We start from the raw sequence: 22,177 nt of genomic DNA on the forward strand, positions 1-22,177 counted from the left end.
CCCCGACATGACCCACAGCACCGGCACCCTGTACATCATTTCCGCCCCCTCGGGCGCGGGCAAGAGCAGTCTGGTCAAGGCCCTGACCGACGCCAACCCGGAGATCCGCGTCTCGATTTCCCACACCACCCGCGCCATGCGCCCGGGCGAAGTGGACGGCGTGAACTATCACTTCGTGACCCGCGAAGAGTTCGTGAAGATGGGCGAGCACGGCGACTTCCTGGAACGCGCCGAAGTCTTCGGCAACTTCTACGGCACCTCGCAAAGCCGCCTGCAGCAGACCCTGGACGAAGGCCACGACCTGATTCTGGAAATCGACTGGCAAGGCGCCGAGCAAGTGCGCAAGCTGATGCCGCAGGCCCGTTCGATCTTCATTCTGCCGCCTTCGCTGCAGGCCCTGCACCAGCGCCTGACCAACCGTGGTCAGGACAGCGACGAGATCATCGACGGCCGGATGCGTGAAGCGGTCAGCGAGATGAGCCACTACGTCGAGTACGACTACCTGATCATCAACGACGATTTCGCCCACGCGTTGGACGACCTGAAGGCGATTTTCCGCGCCAATCAGCTGCAACAGAAACGCCAACAGGTGCGTTTCGGCAAATTGCTGGCTGAATTGCTGGGCTGAAACAGCACTTCCCAAAACCGCTGCAAGGGCTTTACATTGGCACTTGCAGCGCGTTGAAGAGTCTGGTCAAAAAATCAGCGCTTCCCTAATCGCTGGTGATTTTTTAAACTGTTGAGTCCGCTCGCCCAACCGGGCAGCGCGCATATTGCATTCGCTCCGAGGAATACCATGGCCCGCGTAACCGTTGAAGACTGCCTAGAACACGTGGAAAACCGCTTTGAGCTGGTCATGCTCTCTACCAAGCGTGCCCGTCAACTGGCCACCGGCGGCAAAGAGCCCCTGGTTCAGTGGGAAAACGACAAACCGACCGTAGTTGCGCTGCGTGAAATCGCTGAAGGCCTGATGAGCTACGAGTTCATCGCCGATCAGGAAATCGTCCACGAAGACCCTGTCTTCGCTGCGTTCGAGGACGAGTCCAACGAGGCCGTCTAAGCCTATGCCTGGTCGACGTAGCACGGCGCGGGATCACAGCCTACGGCAGGAGACATCATGCCGAGCATAGACGCCCTCGCCGATCGCTTATCGACCTACCTCGGCAATGACCAGGTCAACCTGGTCCGCCGAGCGTATTTCTACGCCGAACAAGCCCACGACGGCCAACGCCGCCGCAGCGGCGAGGCGTACGTCACGCATCCTCTTGCGGTGGCGAATATTCTTGCCGACATGCACATGGACCATCAGAGCCTGATGGCTGCGATGCTGCATGACGTAATCGAAGACACCGGTATCGCCAAGGAAGCGCTGCAAGCGCAGTTCGGTGAAACCGTGGCCGAACTGGTCGACGGGGTCAGCAAACTGACCCAGATGAACTTCGAGACCAAGGCCGAAGCCCAGGCTGAAAACTTCCAGAAGATGGCCATGGCCATGGCGCGCGACATTCGCGTGATCCTGGTCAAGCTCGCCGACCGCCTGCACAACATGCGCACGCTGGAAGTGCTGTCCGGCGAAAAACGCCGGCGCATCGCCAAGGAAACCCTCGAGATCTACGCCCCCATCGCCAACCGCCTGGGCATGCACGCGATCCGTATCGAGTTCGAAGACCTCGGTTTCAAGGCGATGCACCCGATGCGTTCCGCGCGGATCTACCAGGCCGTCAAACGCGCCCGGGGCAACCGCAAGGAAATCGTCAACAAGATCGAAGAGTCCCTTGGTCACTGCCTCGCCATCGACGGCATCCAGGGCGAAGTCAGCGGTCGCCAGAAACACCTCTACGGCATCTACAAGAAAATGCGCGGCAAGCGTCGGGCCTTCAACGAGATCATGGACGTCTACGCGTTCCGGATCATCGTCGACAAGGTCGATACCTGCTACCGCGTGCTGGGTGCTGTACATAATTTGTACAAACCGTTGCCGGGGCGCTTCAAGGATTACATCGCGATCCCCAAGGCCAACGGCTATCAGTCACTGCACACCACGCTGTTCGGCATGCACGGTGTACCGATCGAGATCCAGATCCGCACCCGTGAAATGGAAGAGATGGCCAACAACGGCATCGCCGCCCATTGGCTGTACAAATCCAGCGGTGACGAGCAGCCGAAAGGCACTCACGCCCGCGCCCGTCAGTGGGTCAAGGGCGTGCTGGAAATGCAGCAACGTGCCGGCAACTCGCTGGAATTCATCGAGAGCGTGAAGATCGACCTGTTCCCGGACGAGGTCTACGTGTTCACGCCCAAAGGCCGGATCATGGAGCTGCCCAAAGGCTCCACGGCGGTCGACTTTGCCTACGCGGTGCACACCGACGTCGGCAACAGCTGCATAGCCTGCCGGATCAACCGTCGTCTCGCACCGCTGTCCGAACCGCTGCAAAGCGGCTCCACGGTCGAGATCGTCAGCGCTCCCGGCGCACGACCGAACCCGGCGTGGCTCAACTTCGTGGTCACCGGCAAGGCGCGCACGCACATCCGCCATGCGCTGAAACTGCAGCGCCGCTCCGAATCCATCAGCCTCGGCGAACGCCTGCTGAACAAGGTGCTCAACGGCTTCGACAGCGCGCTGGAACAGATTCCGGCCGAACGCGTGAAGGCGATGCTCACCGAGTACCGCCTCGAACTGATCGAAGACTTGCTGGAAGACATCGGCCTGGGCAACCGCATGGCCTACGTCGTGGCGCGCCGCCTGCTCGGCGAAGGCGAACAACTGCCGAGCCCGGAAGGCCCGCTGGCGATTCGCGGCACCGAAGGCCTGGTCCTCAGCTACGCCAAATGTTGCACGCCGATCCCGGGCGACCCGATTGTCGGTCACCTGTCAGCAGGCAAAGGCATGGTCGTGCACCTGGACAACTGCCGCAACATCAGCGAAATCCGTCATAACCCGGAAAAATGCATCCAGCTCTCGTGGGCCAAGGATGTCACCGGCGAATTCAACGTCGAACTGCGCGTCGAGCTGGAACACCAGCGCGGCCTGATCGCCCTGCTGGCCAGCAGCGTCAACGCAGCCGACGGCAATATCGAGAAAATCAGCATGGACGAACGCGATGGCCGCATCAGCGTTGTCCAGTTGGTGGTCAGCGTCCACGACCGTGTGCACCTGGCCCGCGTGATCAAGAAACTGCGCGCCCTGACCGGGGTGATCCGCATCACCCGCATGCGTGCATAACCACCCCATTACAAGGAGTCATTCATGACCAAAACCGTTATCACCAGCGACAAGGCCCCGGCCGCCATCGGTACTTACTCTCAGGCGATCAAGGCCGGTAACACCGTTTACATGTCGGGTCAGATTCCCCTCGATCCAAAAACCATGGAACTGGTCGAAGGCTTCGAAGCCCAGACCGTCCAGGTGTTCGAGAACCTGAAAGCCGTGGCCGAAGCCGCCGGCGGTTCGTTCAAGGACATCGTCAAGCTGAACATCTTCCTGACCGACCTGAGCCACTTCGCCAAGGTCAACGAGATCATGGGCAAGTACTTCGACCAGCCGTACCCGGCGCGCGCCGCCATCGGCGTGGCAGCCCTGCCAAAGGGTTCGCAGGTTGAAATGGATGCCATTCTGGTCATCGAGTAATGCGCACGGCGCGGCCTCAGACGCCGCGCCGACTGCTCTGCGGTAAAGAAAAGGTTTTGAAAGGATTCCACCATGCGCAAAGCGCTTGCTCTCTCGCTGCTCGCCATTTTCCTCGGCGGTTGCGCCAGCAACCCTGCCGACCGTGACATCAGCGGCACCTGGATCAATCAGGTCGCCATCGATGCCGCTGCCAAGGGCGGTCCCCTGCGCGAAGCGCTTCAGGCTTATGGCCCGAACCTGGAGTGGGACGTCAACACCAAGGCCGGTCAGGCCCGCTACACCAACGGTTTCGAAAACGTCGAAGGTCGCTTGCTCGGCGAACAGTCCGGTGCCTGGAAAGTCGATTTCTATGGCAGCTCCGCCAGCGAGCTGAAACGCGACGGCGGCCAACTGCAACAAGCCGCCAACGAAAACGAGCCGGAACAGGTCTTCGACCGCGCACAGATTCCGGTGCCGGAAGGCGCACCGATCGGCGCCAGCTTCGAACGCGCACTGTATTCCGCTTATCTGGGCGGCAACTGGACGATCACCAGCGGCCAGGGCGAAGGCGCCACCGTGCAATTCCAGGCGGACGGTCAAGTCTCCGGCCTGCCGGGTGCCGACCGCTATGCGCTGTGCCTCGCAGGCGACTGCGCATCGATGAGCAACGGCAACGACAGCATGTGGCTGCAGCAGAACGGTCAGGGCAACAACTGGATCTTTGTGCGCAAGGGCAAAGAGCTGGAAATCCTGCAGGCCGTGAACACCGCGCTGGCGGACGAACAACCGCAGTTCACCCCGGGTGAACGCAAGTGGTTGCTCGAGAAGCAGTAACGCACCTTTGAAAACACAGTAAATCGAATGTGGGAGCGGGCTTGCTCGCGAATGCGGTCTGTCAGGCAATCAAGATGCCGCCTGACACGACGCCTTCGCGAGCAAGCCCGCTCCCACATTTACTGTGCAATGACGAAAGTCAGCAGCGCCCCTCAAGAATCGCGCCATACCCCTCGCGATAACTCGGATACTTCGGCACCCAACCCAGCGCCTTCGCCCGGGCATTGCTGCAACGCTTGCTGCCGGTGCGACGCACGCTCTCGTCTTCCGACCATTCGGTGACACCCAGATACTCACGCAGCCACGCCACCACTTCGGCCAGCGGCGCTGGCGCATCGTCAACGCCGATATAGATGTCATCCAGCGACCCGCCTTTGCGAGCTGCTTCCAGCAGAAACGCCATCAACCCCGCCGCGTCGTCGGCATGGATGCGATTGCCATACAGCGGCGGATCGACCGCCACGCGATAACCCCGACGCACCTGGGTCAGCAGCCATTCACGGCCGGGGCCATAAATACCCGTCAGGCGCACGATACTCGCCGGTATGCCGCTGTTGAGCGCAACCTGCTCGGCCTCCAGCATCAATCGACCGGAATAACCCGCAGCGACGGTTTCGGATTTTTCATCAACCCATTCGCCGTTCTGCTGCCCGTAAACACTGCTGCTGGAAACGAACAGCAGCCGCTCCGGCTCCTGACCGTAATCGTTCAGCCAACCCAGCACATGCTGCAAACCCTGCACATACGCCGCGCGATAACCGGCTTCATCGTGATCGGTGGCCGCCGCGCTATACACCAGGTAATCGATAGCGCCCACCGGCCAGGTCTCGGGGCAATCCTCATTGAACAAGTCACCGGCCACGCCGATAACGCCGTCCGGCAAACGCGAAATATCACGGCGCAGGCCGTAGACCTGGAAGCCGGCAGCCAGCAATTGCGTGGCCAGACGGCTGCCGACATCACCGCAACCGGCGATCAAAACAGTAGGCGCGGACATCAAAAAACTCCCATCGGAAAGCGACAGACTAGCCTCGGCAAGGGACGAGCGGCTAGCAATGAAGGAAAAAAAGCAACTCTATTACTTCTGTTAACAAGAATTACTTGCAATAATGCACGCCACTTTTGTTCTCGGCCTCACGAGGCCTGGAAGAGCATTACCGTTTTTCTATCTCAGGTCCGGCCAGCATGACACGCATTCAAAACTCCGCTTCGCCAACCAACCGACCTCGTGCCTGGAGCGCCGTGGCTGCCCTGCTGCTCAGCCTGATGCTGGCGCCAGTCGCCGCATTCGCTGACGCACAAGCCCCGGCCGCACCAGCCGCCACCGAGCAAAGCGCTCCGGCCGCCGCACCTGCCGCGACCGACCCGGTGCAGGCCGTAGAGGCCAGCGCCGCCGACGCGCCGGAAGTCCTCGAAGCCGACAACACCCTGGGCATGGCCCACGACCTGTCGCCATGGGGCATGTACCAGAACGCCGACGTGATCGTTAAAGCCGTGATGATCGGCCTGGCCATCGCCTCGATCATCACCTGGACCATCTGGATCGCCAAGGGCTTCGAGCTGATGGGCGCCAAACGCCGCCTGCGTGGCGAGATCGCCGCCCTGAAAAAAGCCGCCACCCTCAAAGAAGCCAGCGCCACCGCCGCGAAGGAAGGCACCCTCGCCAACCTGCTGGTGCACGACGCCCTCGAAGAAATGCGCCTGTCGACCAACGCCCGCGAGAAAGAAGGCATCAAGGAACGCGTCAGCTTCCGCCTCGAGCGCCTGGTTGCCGCCTGTGGCCGCAACATGAGCAGCGGCACCGGCGTCCTCGCTACCATCGGTTCCACCGCGCCGTTCGTCGGTCTGTTCGGTACCGTGTGGGGCATCATGAACAGCTTCATCGGCATCGCCAAAACCCAGACCACCAACCTTGCCGTCGTAGCACCGGGTATCGCTGAAGCGCTGCTGGCTACCGCACTGGGTCTGGTTGCCGCGATTCCTGCCGTGGTCATCTACAACGTCTTCGCCCGCTCCATCGCCGGTTACAAGGCTCAGGTGTCCGATGCGTCGGCTCAGGTGCTGCTGCTGGTCAGCCGCGACCTCGACCACCAGCCTGAGCGCAACAGCTCGCAACCGCACATGGTGAAAGTGGGGTAATCGGCCATGGGCCTGCATTTGAAAGAAGGCGCAGACGACGATCTGGCCGAGAACCACGAAATCAACGTCACGCCGTTCATCGACGTGATGCTGGTGCTGTTGATCATCTTCATGGTGGCCGCGCCGCTGGCCACCGTGGACATCAAGGTTGACCTGCCTGCCTCGACCGCCAAACCGGCGCCGCGGCCGGAGAAACCGGTGTTCCTCAGCGTGAAGGCTGACCAGCGCCTGTTCCTGGGCGAAGACGAAGTGAAAGCCGAAACCCTCGGCGCCGCACTCGACGCCAAGACCCAGGGCAAGAAAGACACGACGATCTTCTTCCAGGCCGACAAAGGCGTGGATTACGGCGACCTGATGAGCGTGATGGATAACCTGCGCGCCGCCGGTTACCTGAAGGTCGGTCTGGTCGGACTCGAGAGCGCAGTCAAGAAATGATCACGACGCGCCATAAGCTGACGCGTTACAGCGGTAGCCTGGCCGTGGTGCTGGGTGTTCACGCGCTGGCCATCGCGCTGGCGCTGAACTGGACCGCCCGCCCGCCCATCGAATTGCCGCCGCAGGCAATGATGGTCGAGCTGGCACCGGTTCCGGCCCCGCCACCGCCCGCACCGCCGAAAGTCGTCACGCCACCGCAGCCACCGGCTCCGGTTGAAGAACTGCCGATCCCGAAACTGGCCGAAGCGCCGAAAGCCGAGATCGCGGTACAGAAACCGAAGCCCAAGCCGAAACCCAAACCGCCGAAGCCGATCGAGAAGAAACTGCCCGATCCGCCGAAGGAGAAACCGTCCGAAGAGAAGCCGGCCGACACCCAGCCGACTCAGGCGCCGACGGAGAAATCCGCCCAGCCTGCACCGGGCCCGTCGCCTGCACAATTGGCCGCCAAGGCCAGCTGGCAAGGCACCCTGCTTGCGCACCTGGCCAAGTACAAGAAGTACCCGGCCAGCGCTCAGGCGCGGGGCAAGGAAGGCTTGAACCGGTTGCGTTTCGTGGTCGATGGCGAAGGCAATGTGCTTTCGTTCGAACTGGTGGGCCGCTCCGGCAACGCCGATCTGGACCGGGCCACCCTGGAAATGATCCGCCGCGCCCAACCGCTGCCCAAGCCACCGGCCGACATGCTGACCAATGGCGCGATCGAAATCGTTGCGCCGTTTGTGTACTCGCTGGAACGCCGCCGCTGATCCGCACCCGCGGAGCTCGGCCTGATCCAGCCAAAAAGGCACCGAAAGGTGCCTTTTGCTTATCCATCCACGGCAAACCGGCATTGCCCGGTGTCGCATTCATCACTCAGTCTGATAACGTGCGTCTATCGATTGCAGCCGGTATGCTTGGCCCGCATCTTCATGGACGCTTGCTATGACCCTCACAGAATTACGCTACATCGTTACCCTCGCCCAAGAGCAGCATTTCGGCCACGCGGCCGAGCGTTGCCACGTCAGCCAGCCGACCCTGTCGGTGGGCGTGAAAAAGCTTGAAGACGAACTCGGTGTGCTGATTTTCGAGCGCAGCAAAAGCGCCGTGCGCCTGACCCCGGTCGGCGAAGGCATCGTCGCCCAGGCGCAGAAAGTGCTGGAGCAGGCCCAAGGCATCCGCGAGCTGGCCCAGGCCGGCAAGAACCAGCTGACCGCCCCGCTGAAAGTCGGTGCGATCTACACCGTCGGCCCGTACCTGTTCCCGCACCTGATTCCGCAACTGCACCGGATCGCCCCGCAGATGCCGTTGTACATCGAAGAAAACTTCACCCACGTGCTGCGCGACAAACTGCGCAACGGCGAGCTGGACGCGATCATCATCGCCCTTCCGTTCAACGAAGCCGACGTGCTGACCCTGCAACTCTACGACGAACCGTTCTATGTCCTGATGCCGGCCCAGCACCCGTGGACCCAGAAAGAATCCATCGACGCCGCGCTGCTCAACGACAAGAGCCTGCTGCTGCTCGGCGAAGGCCACTGCTTCCGCGATCAGGTGCTGGAAGCCTGCCCGACCCTGACCAAAGGCAACGACGGCGCCAAGCACACCACGGTCGAATCCAGCTCGCTGGAAACCATTCGCCACATGGTCGCGTCCGGCCTGGGCATCTCGATCCTGCCGCTGTCGGCGGTGGACAGCCATCACTACGCCCCGGGCGTGATCGAGGTTCGTCCGCTGTCGGCACCGGTGCCGTTCCGCACCGTGGCCATCGCCTGGCGCGCCAGTTTCCCACGACCGAAAGCCATCGAGATCCTCGCCGACTCCATTCGCCTGTGCTCGGTCGCCAAGCCTGCCGCGCCGGTCACGGCCGGTTAAGCCAGCGTCATGACTGAGCTGTCGCAGGTGTCGGTCACCGCACTCAAGGGTGTCGGTGAAGCCATGGCCGAGAAACTGGCCAAGGTCGGTCTGGAAAACCTCCAGGACGTGCTGTTCCACCTGCCGCTGCGTTATCAGGATCGCACCCGCGTGGTGCCGATCGGCGCATTGCGGCCGGGGCAGGACGCCGTGGTCGAAGGCACCGTCAGCGGCGCCGACGTGGTCATGGGCCGGCGCCGCAGCCTCGTCGTGCGCTTGCAGGACGGCACCGGCGGCTTGAGCCTGCGCTTCTACCATTTCAGCAACGCGCAGAAAGAAGGCCTCAAGCGCGGCACGCGGATTCGCTGCTACGGCGAAGCCCGGCCCGGCGCCTCGGGGTTGGAGATCTACCATCCGGAATACCGCGCCATCAACGGCGACGAACCGCCGCCGGTGGATGAAACCCTGACCCCGGTCTACCCGCTGACCGAAGGCCTGACCCAGGCCCGCCTGCGCCAGTTGTGCATGCAGACCCTGACCCTGCTCAAACCGGCCACGCTGCCCGACTGGCTGCCGACCGAACTGGCCCGCGACTACCAATTGGCGCCACTGGCCGACGCGATCCGCTACCTGCACAACCCGCCCGCCGATGCCGACGTCGACGAACTCGCTCTCGGCCATCACTGGGCCCAGCATCGCCTGGCCTTCGAAGAATTGCTGACTCACCAGCTATCGCAGCAGCGCCTACGCGAAAGCATGCGCTCCCTGCGTGCGCCGGCGATGCCGAAAGCCACCAAACTGCCGGCGAAATACCTGGCCAACCTCGGCTTCAATCCGACCGGCGCTCAGCAACGAGTCGGCAACGAAATCGCCTACGACCTCAGTCAGCACGAACCGATGCTGCGGCTGATTCAGGGCGACGTTGGCGCAGGCAAAACGGTGGTCGCCGCCCTCGCTGCGCTGCAAGCGCTGGAGGCGGGTTATCAGGTCGCACTGATGGCGCCGACCGAGATCCTTGCCGAGCAGCACTTCATCACCTTCAAGCGCTGGCTCGAACCGCTGGGCATCGACGTGGCGTGGCTGGCCGGCAAGCTCAAGGGCAAGAACCGCGTCGCCGCGCTGGAACAGATCGCCAGCGGCACGCCGATGGTGGTCGGCACCCACGCGCTGTTCCAGGACGAAGTGCAGTTCAAGAACCTCGCGCTGGTGATCATTGACGAACAACACCGCTTCGGCGTGCAACAGCGTCTTGCGCTGCGGCAGAAAGGCGTCGGCGGGCGCATGTGTCCGCATCAACTGATCATGACCGCCACGCCGATTCCCCGAACACTGGCGATGAGCGCCTACGCCGACCTCGACACCTCAATCCTCGACGAACTGCCGCCCGGTCGAACCCCGGTCAACACCGTCCTGGTCACCGACACCCGCCGCGTCGAAGTCATCGAACGGGTGCGCAGCGCCTGCGCCGAGGGCCGTCAGGCCTATTGGGTGTGCACGCTGATCGAAGAGTCCGAAGAGCTGACCTGTCAGGCCGCCGAAACCACTTTCGAAGACCTGACCGCCGCACTCGGCGAGTTGAAGGTCGGGCTGATCCACGGCCGCATGAAGCCTGCCGAGAAAGCCGCCGTCATGGCCGAATTCAAGGCCGGCGACCTGCAACTGCTGGTCGCCACCACCGTGATTGAAGTCGGCGTGGACGTACCCAACGCCAGCCTGATGATCATCGAAAACCCCGAGCGCCTGGGCCTCGCGCAACTACACCAGTTGCGCGGTCGCGTCGGCCGGGGCAGCGCGGTCAGCCATTGCGTGCTGCTCTACCATCCGCCGCTGTCGCAGATCGGCCGCCAGCGCCTGGGCATCATGCGCGAGACCAACGACGGTTTCGTCATCGCCGAAAAAGACCTCGAACTGCGCGGCCCCGGCGAAATGCTCGGCACCCGCCAGACCGGCCTGCTGCAATTCAAGGTCGCTGACCTGATGCGCGACGCCGATCTGCTGCCCGCCGTGCGCGATGCCGCCCAGGCCTTGCTCGAACGCTGGCCCACCCATGTCAGCCCGCTGCTCGACCGCTGGCTGCGACACGGGCAGCAATACGGCCAAGTGTGAGCACCGTCGCAGTTTCTCAAAGCTCGTTCCAACCAAGCTGGTTATACTCCAGCAATTGTTTCAAAAACGGATACAGACCATGACCGAAGCTGCTCTCGCCCCCGAATCACCGCACGCTCCGTCTGTTATTCGGCTGCTGCTCAACAAGCTGGGCGTCGCCTACGAAGAAGTGCTCGACCATCACGGCCTCAACGCCTCGCGCAAAGTGCAGGCGGTGTTGCTGGACGACGCGGTCGGTGCGCTGATGGTGCTGTTTCCACAGAGCCAGTTGCTGGATCTCAACCGCCTCGCCGAACTGACAGGCCGTCGCCTGACCGCCGTGTCCACCGAGCGCCTGGAAAAGATGCTCGGCAAACACAGCCTGAGCCTGCTGCCGGGCCTGCCGGCGCTGACCAGCTCGCCGTGCCTCTACGAAGAAGGCCTGCTGCGCGAGCCGAAGTTGCTGATCAACTCCGGCGAGCCGGGCCTGCTGCTGGAAATCGCCAGCGAAGACTTCAAGACCATGCTGACCAAGGCCAGCGCCGCCAACTTCGGCGAAGCCCTGAGCAGCATCCGCCCGAACCTCGACCGCCCGGACGATGACCGCGAGGAAATCACCCAGGCCGTACAAGCGTTCACCGCGCGGCGCATCCAGCAGCGTCTGGAAGCGACCATCGAGATTCCGCCGCTGGCCGAAACCGCACAAAAAATCATCAAGCTGCGCGTCGACCCGAACGCCACCATCGACGACATCACCGGCGTGGTCGAAACCGACCCGGCGCTGGCTGCGCAAGTGGTGAGCTGGGCGGCGTCGCCGTACTACGCCTCGCCGGGCAAGATTCGTTCGGTGGAAGACGCGATCGTCCGCGTGCTGGGCTTCGATCTGGTGATCAACCTGGCGCTGGGCCTGGCCCTCGGCAAGACCCTGAGCCTGCCCAAGGATCACCCGCAACACACCACGCCGTACTGGCAACAGTCGATCTACACCGCCGCCGTCATCGAAGGCCTGACCCGCGCCATGCCGCGCGCCCAGCGCCCGGAAGCCGGCCTGACCTACCTCGCAGGCCTGCTACACAACTTCGGCTACCTGCTGCTGGCCCACGTGTTCCCGCCGCACTTCTCGCTGATCTGCCGCCACCTGGAGGTCAACCCGCACCTGTGCCACAGCTACGTCGAGCAACACCTGCTGGGCATCAGCCGCGAACAGATCGGCTCCTGGCTGATGCGCTACTGGGACATGCCGGACGAACTGGCCACCGCCCTGCGCTTCCAGCACGACCCGAACTACGACGGCGCCTACGCCGAATACCCGAACCTCGTCTGCCTGGCCGTGCGCCTGCTGCGCAGTCGCGGGATTGGCTCCGGGCCGGATGAAGACATTCCGGATGCGCTGCTGGAGCGTGTTGGTTTGACTCGTGACAAGGCCAATGACGTTGTCAGCAAAGTGCTTGAGGCGGAAGTGCTGCTGCGTGAATTGGCTTCGCAGTTCAGCCAGGCCTGACTTACGCTCATAAAAAAGGCCCCACACTCAACCGAGTGTGGGGCCTTTGTATTTGATCGTTCCCACGCTCTGCGTGGGAATGCAGCCCGTGACGCTCCGCGTCACAGCCTCACACAATACTCAAGCAGCCTTGGCCTTCGCCTTCCGCGGCTTCAAATACTTCATCAACCCCTGAAACCACATCACCAGCGCCGGATTGCCCTTGAGCTGGATCGACTTGTCCTGAATCCCCTGCATGAACGCCAGCTGCTTGTTCTTCGCCTGCATCGTCGCAAACCCGAACGCCGCGTCTTTAAAGGCAATCGCAAACGCAGGCTCCGCCACCACCCCGGACTTGCTGGTAATGCGCTGATCCTTCACCACGAAATGCCGCGCCACCTTCCCGTCCAGAGTCTGTAGCTGAAACACCAGATCCTTGTCACCCAACTGCTGCTGGAACGCAGGATTTGTCCGACTGGCCTTACCCATCAACAGACCCAGCATCCACAGAAGAAAACGAAATTTCATGCGCACAGCCTCAAAAGGAAAATGAACGGCTGGGGGAGTGTAAGGGATTCGGATGGATTCGCCACTATGTTGGGCTGATAGAAGACGATGCTGGGCTTTTCCTGCCAGATGACTACCAAGTCACGATTTCCAGCCCCCTAGCCTTGCTCGTTCCCACGCTCTGCGTGGGAATGCCTCCCGTGACGCTCCGCGTCACACCATCCCCCGTCCTACACCTGAAGAAACACATTCCTGTAGGAGCTGCCGAAAGCTTTGGTTTCTTGTTCCTCGACCCCGCAAATCCTTGGGAAATGTTCTTCAAACTGCGGTGCTGTCCATGAACTAGGCGTGTTCGGAGTTCATCGATAACCTCTGTCCGTCACCGCAAAATCGGTGACCGGATGTGCAAGTCCGAAAACCGGAGCAAATCTTTCCAACTCAAAAGGATTTACACCGATGATCGACCCAACCTTCACTGACGAAGAAGTTTCCCCTTACGAATTCCCAGACTCAAAGAAACTCCACGAAGCCGCCGAACGCGCCCTCGACCACCATTTCAAACCCACCACCCCACGCCCCAAACGCCTGGGCGGCCTGTTCGCCCTCTGCCCCAACGCCGACGCCGAAGCCCTCATGGCCAACGCCTCCGAAGACCTGCTCTCCATCAGCGCCTTCGCCGCCAACCTGGCCGACGACCTCGACGGCCCCCGCCGCTCGATGGCGCTGGGCCTTAGCAGAATGGCGGACGGCGTTCGATTGATGGTGGAAGGCACGCTCGATCACATTGAGTTTCGGGAGTATCAGGCCAAGCCGTAGCTGAATCGCGAGCGGAAAAAAGGGGACGTTGAGTCCCCTTTCCTGAGCCTCGGCAACAGCAACTAGCGAAAGTCCTCTTCGCTTTTTGGTCGCGACTCCAACCCAAGAAGCGCCGCCCGGTTTATGAAGGAATAACTTCCTGAGTCGCATCGCTGCCTGAATACAACTTTGCCCTCCTTGAGCACCGTCAGAAAACTCACGAAGGCCTGACTAACGAGGTAGGTATACGCACCGCTTTTGAACTTGATGATGTTCAGGTTCACGCTGCCTTCCGACGCATCTACAACAAAAAATTTTCCCTTGGGTGGCATAGCATTCTTCGGGTAGACCATCTCGATGTTCCCCGGCGCACCGTAGCGGTAGTGAACAGAACCGGCCGTGGGCTTGCTGTTACCCGTCGCACAAACAGAAACCGTCTTCCCGCCCCGCAACGGGCAACTGAAGTAGATGTCTTCATCATCCGAGCACAAAGTTCCATCCTGCCCGCCCTTCAATGGTGCCGTCTCCAGCGAAACGCGCTCCGGCTTTTTGGCGGCATCGGCACAGTTGGACAGGCAAACCAGCTTCGAAAGATCCGGAACATCGCTTTCAGTGAACAGGTACGTCGCTGAACCCTCACGGCTGCGGGCGTAATAAACGGGGACACTGACGGCCAGCCCCTTGGCCGACACCGGGACCTTGGCACCCCCGCCCGAGACGACCCAACCTTCGGCCTCCCCACACAACGCCTCCAAAGCGACGTCATTGAACGGATCTTTCGTGGGCACGGCGAATGGCCTGGCATTACCTCGGCAGTCGTAGCCATGCCAGTAGGGGCCCGTGTTCATATTAATGTCTATCGAGAAAACATAAGCGCCGTCGAGCACCACTTTGCCGCTGTCATAAGTGAAAACCAGCCAACGCCGCGTCTTCGACTGTGAAGAGTTTTCTTCCTCCAGGATGTAGCGCTCGCCATCGCGATACAGCCAGAAAACACTCGCCGCACCGGCCGATACCGGCCTTTCGGAGAGACGCTGCCCGGAGTGTGCGTCTACCAGAAAATCGTCTTTCAGCGCCAGCGCACAGTCGCTGTCAGCGTCCCTGCACGACGTGAGAGACGGGAACATCGGCCCCGCCCCCGCAGAGAAAGAACACAGCAATAACGCGATCAAGCCTAATCTTTTCAACTTGCCACCTGTTTCAAAGCGAGTAATCCATCACTTCTTCCAGCTGCCAGCATGGCCCACGGACAAACCGATACTCAACGCGATAAAGCGCACAAACATGTTCAATTTTTCATTCCCTGAAAGACGGATCGCTCAACTACACGTTGAGGTATTTTCTGCGCCTTACCGTCCGCACTCATCGCGTCGCGGTACTGGCTGTAATAGCGCTGCGCTTCGTCTTTGCGATCAAGGCGCCAGAGTGAATCGGCGATGTTCAACATCAGCACGGTGCGTTTACCGACGGCTTCAACGCCTCGATAGAACTTCAGCGCCACCTCATCTTTACCGCCCTCGGCCAGGTAAAAGCCCAAGTCGTTATAGGCCTGAACATTTTGCGCCGGGGGGTGACACGCCATGTAAGACTCCGGACTTAAAAAGACCAGACCCCATTCGATGGACTCTGCGCGGGACTGCGCCAGTTCGTTACTTGAGACATGTTTCAGCAAGTCCTTTGGAGACCTCGTCTCCAGGGCGGGAGTGAGCACATCGCCGGCGCCGGTTACCCATTGATTGCCCTTCCACTGACCGACACAAAAAGTGGCCGAACGATCAGCCAGCACACAACCGGTCTCCATGGAGATCACCGTGCAATGCTGTTGCGACACTAGCTTCTCTTCACCGTTTTCGTCCGACAACATGCCGAAGATCACCGGGTCGAGCAGCAAGGTTTTCTTGTCAGGACTGAGCATATTGGAGTGCCCATCGGCGCCAATATCGGCGCCAAAGAGCGGAAAGGTTTTCCCATTGGCGGTGAACCACGCAGTCGCCGAATCCACACCGGACATCGTCCATTCTGTAGCCCGAAATGACACCGTGTTCCCGTTGACACCGACTATCGGCGGGTCCTCGGCAAACGCGCTCATAGCGCTGCACAGACTGCCGATCATCAATACCCACTTAAGGCTGCCCATAGTCGATCCTTTTCACTGACGGACTTTCCGACTGCAGCTGCCTCTTCGTCACGCCATAAGCCTTGATCAGTTCTTCCCAGGAACCCTTCGAACCAAATGAGCGCTGGGTATTATCGAAGCTGTATTGCTCCAATCGCCCCGCCGTCGAGTAATAGCCGCGCCATTCAGGACAGGCACCGCAACCGCCGTAGCCGCCAATCGAAACAAGGCTGCCCTTGGTGCCTTCCACACAACCCATCGCCACGACAACGTTGCTCAGCATCTTCGCGTTCTTACCGTCAGACGTAAGCTGTGAAACCTTGTCGATGTTGCGGCGCAACACTTTGCCGCCAATGTTGATCGTCTGGTCGGAGCAGACCGGGATGAGGTGGGTTTCTGCGTCATCCACCGTCACGGATCGGCAGGACGACACCATCACCACTTCAACACCGCCACATTGCATGGCATCGCGTTGGGTGTAGGCGTCCTGGGGAGCGGCGAAAGCTGGCAGCGAGAGCAGCAGCGAAAGGCTGCCCGCGAGAAGATACTCATTCATGGAAAATTCCCTTTTGCCGTTAACCGGCCTGTTGTCCAGCCAGGCACTTTGCGTAGCCGTCGGCGAATTTGGCATCGAATGACAGTTCCACCGGCTCTTCCAGTTCAGCCGAGGTGTTGAGCAACACCCGAGTGGCCGGGGTGTATTTGATCCAGCCGATGGTGCCGGTGCCGTCCGTATCAAAGAGCAACTGGGCTCGCACCATTTCACCGTCGTCTTCATCAATCAGGAGATTGACCTTCCTTGCCGACATAGCGAAACGGGAAGTTGCTGCTCCTGACCATTTCAGTGAGATAGCCGTAGCAACTCCCTGCTTCGGCAGTTGCCGGAATGGCGTAGATGAGGGGCAAAAGTAGAAGTGCACTCAGCATGGGCCGAATGGAAAAGCGGTTCATCCAATCATCCTTAATCAAACGGCGGCGATCACAAATCCTTGAACGTCAGCAGCCGGAACTCGTTGTTCACAAATTCGAAGTAGCGGGTCCTGTAGCGGCTTTCCAGCTCATTACCCTGCGCGTCCTCTTCGGTATCGGCCGCAATGCCGGAAACAATGAGCAAACGGCTATCAGGCCGGTTTGACAGGCTTAACGCATTGCCGTCGTATGCATTCGGCAGTCCGCCGACAACCTCCCCCGTACGCGCATCCAGTACTTCGCCGCACAAGGTGCTGCCGCCACAACCAAATTGGTACAGGATGTAGTGGCCGGCAAAGTTGACCTTGCCTTTAAGTACCTGCGCACGATCCTTATCCATCATCGGGTTGCTGTGTTCTTGCGACACCGGTTCGTGATTGATGCCGGTGAACACTGGGGTGACGGTGTAATCCTTGAAGGCTGGGTTGGCGGCGTAAGCCACGGACGTGGCAATGACTAAGAGACTGCCGAGTAGAATTGAATACTCTTTCACAATGCAACACCTTAACAGACTGCCATTTTTAACGTAGCCTCTGAGGGTTAAAATACTGTGAATAGGCGGGTAGCATTTTAACGCTGAAACTAATTTGTCGCGCTTCCCCGTTACTGTAGAGCTTAATCTCAACCAGATAAATCAAGAGGAGCGGACCAAGCTAAAAGCTAGATCCGTCCGCTTTGATTATCTATTTCTTAAAAAGCAATCTCACTTATCCTGCAAATTAAAATACTTCTTAATACTCGCAGCGTCCTTATAGTCACATACCACGCCAACTCCAGAAACCAGGTCTTTTCCATCCTTGCAGTTTTGCAAGGCCGGATCGGATGGGTCACCTGTGAAATAGAGCAAAGAGGCACTTTCACCCTCGAGCCTTATCGGAAGTTCCATAACTGAATATGTAAACCCATCAAACGCGGCATCAGACAACCTTGTCTTAGTCAGAACATACATGGATTTACCGGCTCGCTCCGGAGATTTCCAATCATAGAAAAATACGGAAGCAATTTGGTCACCCTCGACCTTCCAAACATACTTAAAGAAAGTCTTATTCGAACCAATCGGAGCATAATATATCTCCGCATCCGCGACATATTCTCCTTTAGCCATTTCTCTAAGACTATTTTTTAAAAAGAACACCGCAATTTTTTTATCTCCAACTGAAGCCACGACAGTAGGATGAAACTCACTAATTGTAGGCGCCGCATCAGCCCGCACATTAGACCCGACCAAACATAAAACCATTGCAAAAAAACAATGCAACTTAGACATTTTCAAAAATTTTTTCAATTTTATATATCCTTTTAAAATGCTCTCGACGCTTATCATAACTATCAGTATCTCTGTTAATAATCCGAGTAACGGCATCCACATTCTCGGCCGCATCCCCTTTATCTGCCTCTACAAAAATATCATTTTTTAGCCAGAAATAAACACCCGAACGAACAGAATACTTAAACTGCGTATGCAAGATATCCGGCTGCCCCACAAAGTCAACTTCCTCACCCCAGAATGTTTTATGATAGTCTTCAAAGGCTTGATAGTTTGCTTTACCCGTTAAGTGCTTCAGACCTCGCCCACGATACTTCCAACCCTCACCAGAGGCGATGTTTCCGTTCCCTAACTTCCCGCCATATGCCCGATTGGCAATCGCAACCTGATTTTCGTGAGATACGTATTTAGTAGGGCCTGGATAACCATAAGTCGTTGCTTCGTCGGGGTGATCCCTAAAATACTTAAAGGTACCCTTTAGACCAGGAACTCCATAGGTAAAGTCTTCTACCACCGCGCACTTAGAGCCGATTTCCTGCCTTACCTGAGCAAAAAAGTGACTCAACCTCAACGGGGTATCTAGTTTATACCTCTCACAGTTCTCATTTATTTGGGAAGCAACTTCTGCCAACAGATCATCCTGCTCTGTTGAATTTTTTATTCCATCAAATACCTTCTTCAACATCTCCACGGTAATTTTTATTTTTCCGCGCCCACCAATCTGATTACCAAGAAACGCAATTGGATGAAAGTGCCATACAACCCCGTCGCCCAAACCTTTAGATTGTATAATCGGATCATCCCAAAATATTAAGCTATCAATCCGCTCTTTTTCGTGTTTCAGGACAGGCGGATACTCCTCGAGCAACGTATCCAGTCGCGCCCACTTGGCAGAATCAGATTTAGATTTCCACTCTGTTGGGTGATATGCAATAAGCTTTGACCAGTGATTCCTAAACTCTACATTTTTAAGCGCAATTGGAAAATCTTCGGGGGTGACTTTTTGATCTTTATTACCAAACTTATCCAAATCGTTATATAAGGCTTGAAAGAACTCCGGCATATTTCCGGGATCCAGAAAACCATCGGAATTTGAATTCGACTCCTTAACAACACGAAAACCTAGCTTTTCCCAATCGTGTTGACTGAGGAGCTTCGCGCCTTCTTTTTTGAGCAAACCGGTTTTGCTTTCTGCGTTATCAATGATAGTTATTTCATACCATTCTTCAGTGTCCTTATATAGAACGGCCTTTCCAAGCTCTACAAAGCTTTCATTAGAAATCGTCACCACTCCGGTTTGCGGAGGCTTACTCCTTAAGTTCGTATTCGCTGGCAAATGCAGGTATTGTTTCCCCTGTTTCACATTTGCTTTATTTTTTAGAAAATCCTCAATTTTAGGATCAGCCGAAAAAATCTCCACGTGAACTTGATAACTTCTCGAAACCCCACCATCTGGACCTGCCAATGTTTCATTTAAACCAAGAAAACCAATTGTGTCGCCTGCCTTAATTGCCGTATCCATCGGCACAATCTTATCAAACTCAGTCGGAACCAAGCCTTGCAATTGAACATAAGGTTTTTCAACACAAGCCCAAAAAGTGGCGGGCACAGGAGTGGAATGGCTTTTCAAACCGGTTGCGGCACCGGAGGTACTCGGTACAAAGGAGCATTCCGCCATTTTGAAAAGCTTAGAGCCAATCTTCAGGCTAAAAACTTTCCCGCTATCAAATTCTATTATGCTATTTGTACAAAGAACTAAGTCTTCGTTCTGTCCTATACTATTTACCTGCCTAATTGCAGCCCCAGCTAAAGCACCGTGACTTTGCGTTGAGGGAGCCGCTCGCAAAGTAAGCCCCGTTCCGGAAACTACAGCTCTAACTTTTCCCTTCCAATAGTCTGGCTTCTTTCGCTCTGGTGCAGTTATTGCGTTCCAGCTCGCGCTTCCATCACCTCTTGGATAGGCGATGCCGTTTTGTTTATAAGCGAACCAAAAATCTTGCCCTGGAGTGCGCCCTCCAACAGTGCCTTTAATCAGCTTACCCTTGGCGTGGACGTGATCAGAATGCTCTTCTAGTATTTCAATTTCAGTTCCAGCAGAAATCGAACCATATTCGACGCAGCCGGTTGCGCCAAGAATATCGCTTCGCGCTTTAAACCCACTTGCAATCATTTTTATTTTTGGAGCACTTGGTTGCTCTGGGTCATCCGCATACCTGTCATATGGTAGCAGATGCATATACAGGCTATAAAATACGAGCTCATTCTTAGTGCTAGGCGTCACTTCCTTATTTGGAGGTGACTTATAGTCATGCCTAACAAGACAAAATGAATTTGAGTATTTCAATGCTTCTGTAGAATTTGATGCCTCAAATGCAGTCGCTAGATAATCTTCATTCAAACGGTAGGCTACGACGACACCGTCTCCAATACAACGAATAGGCTCGTCTCGCATACATTGCGGGGCAATCCTATGTGATATATGAATTCCGCCATGCCAAAAACCATGATTACCTAATAAAAAATTTCCCGAAGTCTCACCCTCAAGGGCCTTAAAAACCTCTTCAGAATCTCTGAACTGTGTTCCATCAGCCTTTCTAAATGGAAATTGAAAATTCATTATAGGAGCAGCGGCTGGCGCAGTCGGCGCTGTGGGAGTCGGCGCAGGGGTAGACGCAGGTTGGGAACCTGTCTTAAAAATCTCCTTAACTCGTAAGAACTTTATCGGCATTCGCCAATAATTTGAACCGTTCCCAAATTTAGCGGAAGCAGGACCAGTCGAATTTTGTGAACCGAAAAAGTTTCCACTTCTGTTTTCGACATCGATATCTTCGACAAATCCCGTATGGGTTGGCCAAAGCGCGATATCCCCTGGCAACACATCTTTCCACTCAATAACATCGTAATTGTCGACGTTAGTTTTGAGCAAAGCAGTATTATTGTACGGAACGTTATAGCCAGCCGCCTTTAGCATTTCCCACACTAAAGTTGAGCAATCAATCTCTTTTTTGCCGTCGCCATCAGTATCTTTTCCCTTGCCGCCACCATAAACATAATCGCCTTTGGTATAGAGCGGTCGCTGCTCAAGAACTCCAGTAGTCATCAGTTAGCTTCCTGCTTCAAGCAATTTGAGGATTCAGTTTTTACATTCTTGGCAATCAATCTCGCTGCATTTTCCTTGGATAACTCAAAACCTTGAGCAGCCGCAGCTTGGAAACACGCCAGTGCACGATTGATGTTTTTAGTACCGAGGGTCCCCCTTTCATATGAGAGTCCCAATTGATTCAACGCTTCCATAGAGCCCAGTTTTGAACCTGCCTCAAGGGCGTTCAAAGACTTTTGGGGATCTGCGCAGGGACGGACTTGGTCATAACGGCCTTCGTCGCAATAGAAGTTCGCTAGTGCCAAATTTGCTGCTCCAGAAGTGCTGGCCGCGCTGAGCAGAAGCTCAAGAATCCTGGAGTCATCCAAGCGCGGCGCTTGGCCTGACAGGCTCAGCAAGACTGCCTGATACCCCGCTTCTATGGAGCCCTTATCTGCGCCGTTCATATAGCTATCAAGTGCAGAAATATAAAGCTGACTTGATGCTGGAAACTCTGCTTCCATCGCCAAATCAGCATAGCTTTTCCCTCTCATCAAGCTGCGCTCCCCAGGAGGGAGACTTGATGCATCAACCTGAGAGTCCAACACGGTTTCTAACGACCAATTTTCAAGGCTACTCAAAGACCAGCAATCGGCTTTTTGGAATGTAAGGATTTTCAGCAACTCTCCTGCCCGATCACGTACGAAGATCTTATTCGGAGGTTGAACCTTTACCTCCAAACTCGACATTTCGACTACTTCGGGAGAGACCGCGCTCAGCTCTCCCCCCCCTAGTACCTCAATTTCTCGCTCAACCACTTTAGGTTGACTACCCTCGGCAACAACCTCCAAAAAGTGGATAGGAGAAGCGGTAAACGCGCGTTGTACCTCTGGCTTCGCCAAAAACTCTTTCACAAAACCATGAAAATTATCAGAAGGGCACTGAATGGCGAATACGTCTGAACTCAGGCCCAATACCAGCAACACGATCCATCTCAAGCCGAATTTCCCGGCGTTCTTTTTAATTTTCATAACTAA

General features: G+C 57.2%; 23 protein-coding genes. 12 read left to right on the plus strand and 11 right to left on the minus strand.

Annotation, left to right across the window (positions count from 1 at the left end):
* Positions 1–7: 7 nt before the first annotated feature.
* From gmk to CAF90_RS10425, 5 genes are all read left to right on the plus strand, one after another.
* Positions 8–628, plus strand: coding sequence for a guanylate kinase (gene gmk, locus CAF90_RS10405; RefSeq protein WP_003229498.1), 621 nt, complete (start codon positions 8–10; stop codon positions 626–628).
* 168 nt (positions 629–796) lie between these two features.
* Complete coding sequence (rpoZ, locus tag CAF90_RS10410; protein WP_085606133.1) at positions 797–1,060, plus strand: DNA-directed RNA polymerase subunit omega; 264 nt, start codon at positions 797–799, stop codon at positions 1,058–1,060.
* A gap of 57 nt (positions 1,061–1,117) precedes the next feature.
* Positions 1,118–3,223 (plus strand): bifunctional GTP diphosphokinase/guanosine-3',5'-bis pyrophosphate 3'-pyrophosphohydrolase, encoded by a 2,106-nt coding sequence (gene spoT / locus CAF90_RS10415; RefSeq protein ID WP_007954439.1) that lies wholly within the window; start codon positions 1,118–1,120, stop codon positions 3,221–3,223.
* 24 nt (positions 3,224–3,247) lie between these two features.
* Complete coding sequence (locus CAF90_RS10420) at positions 3,248–3,628, plus strand: RidA family protein (protein ID WP_003229509.1); 381 nt, start codon at positions 3,248–3,250, stop codon at positions 3,626–3,628.
* Positions 3,629–3,700: 72 nt separating this feature from the next.
* A complete protein-coding gene (locus CAF90_RS10425) occupies positions 3,701–4,441 on the plus strand; it encodes a hypothetical protein (protein WP_085606135.1) in 741 nt (246 codons plus the stop codon).
* Between the two features lie 139 nt (positions 4,442–4,580).
* Here the strand turns inward: CAF90_RS10425 and CAF90_RS10430 are convergent, their stop codons facing one another.
* Entirely contained in the window at positions 4,581–5,438 is an 858-nt protein-coding gene (locus CAF90_RS10430) for an SDR family oxidoreductase (RefSeq protein WP_085606137.1), read from the minus strand.
* 188 nt (positions 5,439–5,626) lie between these two features.
* On the opposite strand from CAF90_RS10430, the gene exbB reads away from it, so the two are divergent.
* From exbB to CAF90_RS10460, 6 genes are all read left to right on the plus strand, one after another.
* Positions 5,627–6,580 (plus strand): tonB-system energizer ExbB, encoded by a 954-nt coding sequence (gene exbB / locus CAF90_RS10435; RefSeq protein ID WP_007954433.1) that lies wholly within the window; start codon positions 5,627–5,629, stop codon positions 6,578–6,580.
* Positions 6,581–6,586: 6 nt separating this feature from the next.
* Positions 6,587–7,015 carry a TonB system transport protein ExbD gene (exbD, locus tag CAF90_RS10440; RefSeq protein ID WP_007954431.1) on the plus strand — a complete coding sequence of 143 codons (429 nt, stop codon included), beginning with the start codon at positions 6,587–6,589 and terminating at the stop codon, positions 7,013–7,015.
* Positions 7,012–7,758, plus strand: coding sequence for an energy transducer TonB (locus tag CAF90_RS10445; protein ID WP_085606139.1), 747 nt, complete (start codon positions 7,012–7,014; stop codon positions 7,756–7,758). The genes exbD and CAF90_RS10445 overlap by 4 nt, the downstream gene beginning before the upstream one ends.
* 175 nt (positions 7,759–7,933) lie before the next feature.
* A complete protein-coding gene (locus CAF90_RS10450) occupies positions 7,934–8,863 on the plus strand; it encodes a hydrogen peroxide-inducible genes activator (protein WP_085606141.1) in 930 nt (309 codons plus the stop codon).
* A 9-nt stretch (positions 8,864–8,872) separates the two neighbouring features.
* Positions 8,873–10,948 carry an ATP-dependent DNA helicase RecG gene (gene recG, locus CAF90_RS10455; RefSeq protein ID WP_085606143.1) on the plus strand — a complete coding sequence of 692 codons (2,076 nt, stop codon included), beginning with the start codon at positions 8,873–8,875 and terminating at the stop codon, positions 10,946–10,948.
* A 79-nt stretch (positions 10,949–11,027) separates the two neighbouring features.
* On the plus strand, positions 11,028–12,428 hold the full coding sequence (locus tag CAF90_RS10460) for an aminoacyl-tRNA deacylase and HDOD domain-containing protein (protein WP_085606145.1): 1,401 nt from the start codon (positions 11,028–11,030) through the stop codon (positions 12,426–12,428).
* A gap of 120 nt (positions 12,429–12,548) precedes the next feature.
* Here the strand turns inward: CAF90_RS10460 and CAF90_RS10465 are convergent, their stop codons facing one another.
* Entirely contained in the window at positions 12,549–12,935 is a 387-nt protein-coding gene (locus CAF90_RS10465; RefSeq protein ID WP_007954413.1) for an SCP2 sterol-binding domain-containing protein, read from the minus strand.
* A gap of 435 nt (positions 12,936–13,370) precedes the next feature.
* On the opposite strand from CAF90_RS10465, the gene CAF90_RS10470 reads away from it, so the two are divergent.
* Entirely contained in the window at positions 13,371–13,730 is a 360-nt protein-coding gene (locus tag CAF90_RS10470) for a DUF6124 family protein (RefSeq protein WP_085606147.1), read from the plus strand.
* A gap of 62 nt (positions 13,731–13,792) precedes the next feature.
* Here the strand turns inward: CAF90_RS10470 and CAF90_RS10475 are convergent, their stop codons facing one another.
* The 9 genes from CAF90_RS10475 to CAF90_RS10510 form a co-directional block, all read right to left on the minus strand.
* Positions 13,793–14,881 carry a hypothetical protein gene (locus tag CAF90_RS10475; RefSeq protein WP_256578429.1) on the minus strand — a complete coding sequence of 363 codons (1,089 nt, stop codon included), beginning with the start codon at positions 14,879–14,881 and terminating at the stop codon, positions 13,793–13,795.
* 116 nt (positions 14,882–14,997) lie between these two features.
* Positions 14,998–15,846, minus strand: coding sequence for a type IV pilus biogenesis/stability protein PilW (locus tag CAF90_RS10480; protein WP_085606149.1), 849 nt, complete (start codon positions 15,844–15,846; stop codon positions 14,998–15,000).
* On the minus strand, positions 15,833–16,381 hold the full coding sequence (locus tag CAF90_RS10485) for a hypothetical protein (RefSeq protein ID WP_085606151.1): 549 nt from the start codon (positions 16,379–16,381) through the stop codon (positions 15,833–15,835). Before CAF90_RS10485 ends, CAF90_RS10480 begins: the two co-directional genes overlap by 14 nt.
* Positions 16,382–16,400: 19 nt before the next feature.
* Entirely contained in the window at positions 16,401–16,571 is a 171-nt protein-coding gene (locus CAF90_RS29720; RefSeq protein ID WP_256578430.1) for a hypothetical protein, read from the minus strand.
* A gap of 31 nt (positions 16,572–16,602) precedes the next feature.
* Positions 16,603–16,776, minus strand: a complete 174-nt coding sequence (locus CAF90_RS29725) for a hypothetical protein (RefSeq protein ID WP_256578431.1) — start codon at positions 16,774–16,776, stop codon at positions 16,603–16,605.
* A 28-nt stretch (positions 16,777–16,804) separates the two neighbouring features.
* On the minus strand, positions 16,805–17,287 hold the full coding sequence (locus tag CAF90_RS10495) for a hypothetical protein (RefSeq protein WP_170929369.1): 483 nt from the start codon (positions 17,285–17,287) through the stop codon (positions 16,805–16,807).
* Positions 17,288–17,497: 210 nt separating this feature from the next.
* Positions 17,498–18,079: a hypothetical protein gene (locus CAF90_RS10500; protein WP_139834480.1), complete on the minus strand. Its 582-nt coding sequence runs from the start codon at positions 18,077–18,079 to the stop codon at positions 17,498–17,500.
* A complete protein-coding gene (locus tag CAF90_RS10505) occupies positions 18,054–21,161 on the minus strand; it encodes a hypothetical protein (protein WP_256578432.1) in 3,108 nt (1,035 codons plus the stop codon). The genes CAF90_RS10500 and CAF90_RS10505 overlap by 26 nt, the downstream gene beginning before the upstream one ends.
* A complete protein-coding gene (locus CAF90_RS10510) occupies positions 21,161–22,171 on the minus strand; it encodes a hypothetical protein (RefSeq protein ID WP_085606155.1) in 1,011 nt (336 codons plus the stop codon). The genes CAF90_RS10505 and CAF90_RS10510 overlap by 1 nt, the downstream gene beginning before the upstream one ends.
* Between the last annotated feature and the right edge of the window lie 6 nt (positions 22,172–22,177).

The organism is Pseudomonas sp. B37(2017) (genome assembly GCF_002112885.1).
Taxonomy (GTDB): domain Bacteria; phylum Pseudomonadota; class Gammaproteobacteria; order Pseudomonadales; family Pseudomonadaceae; genus Aquipseudomonas; species Aquipseudomonas paraglycinae.

What these genes read in the sequence shown, in the direction of transcription:
- CAF90_RS10420 (WP_003229509.1), top strand. Translation starts at nt 3,248, where the DNA reads ATGACCAAAACCGTTATCACCAGCGACAAGGCCCCGGCCGCCATCGGT.
- CAF90_RS10480 (WP_085606149.1), bottom strand. Translation starts at nt 15,846, where the DNA reads ATGGGCAGCCTTAAGTGGGTATTGATGATCGGCAGTCTGTGCAGCGCT.
- CAF90_RS10430 (WP_085606137.1), bottom strand. Translation starts at nt 5,438, where the DNA reads ATGTCCGCGCCTACTGTTTTGATCGCCGGTTGCGGTGATGTCGGCAGC.
- CAF90_RS10450 (WP_085606141.1), top strand. Translation starts at nt 7,934, where the DNA reads ATGACCCTCACAGAATTACGCTACATCGTTACCCTCGCCCAAGAGCAG.
- rpoZ (WP_085606133.1), top strand. Translation starts at nt 797, where the DNA reads ATGGCCCGCGTAACCGTTGAAGACTGCCTAGAACACGTGGAAAACCGC.
- CAF90_RS10470 (WP_085606147.1), top strand. Translation starts at nt 13,371, where the DNA reads ATGATCGACCCAACCTTCACTGACGAAGAAGTTTCCCCTTACGAATTC.
- CAF90_RS10505 (WP_256578432.1), bottom strand. Translation starts at nt 21,161, where the DNA reads ATGACTACTGGAGTTCTTGAGCAGCGACCGCTCTATACCAAAGGCGAT.
- exbD (WP_007954431.1), top strand. Translation starts at nt 6,587, where the DNA reads ATGGGCCTGCATTTGAAAGAAGGCGCAGACGACGATCTGGCCGAGAAC.
- spoT (WP_007954439.1), top strand. Translation starts at nt 1,118, where the DNA reads ATGCCGAGCATAGACGCCCTCGCCGATCGCTTATCGACCTACCTCGGC.
- CAF90_RS10465 (WP_007954413.1), bottom strand. Translation starts at nt 12,935, where the DNA reads ATGAAATTTCGTTTTCTTCTGTGGATGCTGGGTCTGTTGATGGGTAAG.
- CAF90_RS10460 (WP_085606145.1), top strand. Translation starts at nt 11,028, where the DNA reads ATGACCGAAGCTGCTCTCGCCCCCGAATCACCGCACGCTCCGTCTGTT.
- CAF90_RS10485 (WP_085606151.1), bottom strand. Translation starts at nt 16,381, where the DNA reads ATGAATGAGTATCTTCTCGCGGGCAGCCTTTCGCTGCTGCTCTCGCTG.
- exbB (WP_007954433.1), top strand. Translation starts at nt 5,627, where the DNA reads ATGACACGCATTCAAAACTCCGCTTCGCCAACCAACCGACCTCGTGCC.
- CAF90_RS10510 (WP_085606155.1), bottom strand. Translation starts at nt 22,171, where the DNA reads ATGAAAATTAAAAAGAACGCCGGGAAATTCGGCTTGAGATGGATCGTG.
- CAF90_RS29725 (WP_256578431.1), bottom strand. Translation starts at nt 16,776, where the DNA reads ATGAACCGCTTTTCCATTCGGCCCATGCTGAGTGCACTTCTACTTTTG.
- recG (WP_085606143.1), top strand. Translation starts at nt 8,873, where the DNA reads ATGACTGAGCTGTCGCAGGTGTCGGTCACCGCACTCAAGGGTGTCGGT.
- CAF90_RS10445 (WP_085606139.1), top strand. Translation starts at nt 7,012, where the DNA reads ATGATCACGACGCGCCATAAGCTGACGCGTTACAGCGGTAGCCTGGCC.
- CAF90_RS10425 (WP_085606135.1), top strand. Translation starts at nt 3,701, where the DNA reads ATGCGCAAAGCGCTTGCTCTCTCGCTGCTCGCCATTTTCCTCGGCGGT.
- gmk (WP_003229498.1), top strand. Translation starts at nt 8, where the DNA reads ATGACCCACAGCACCGGCACCCTGTACATCATTTCCGCCCCCTCGGGC.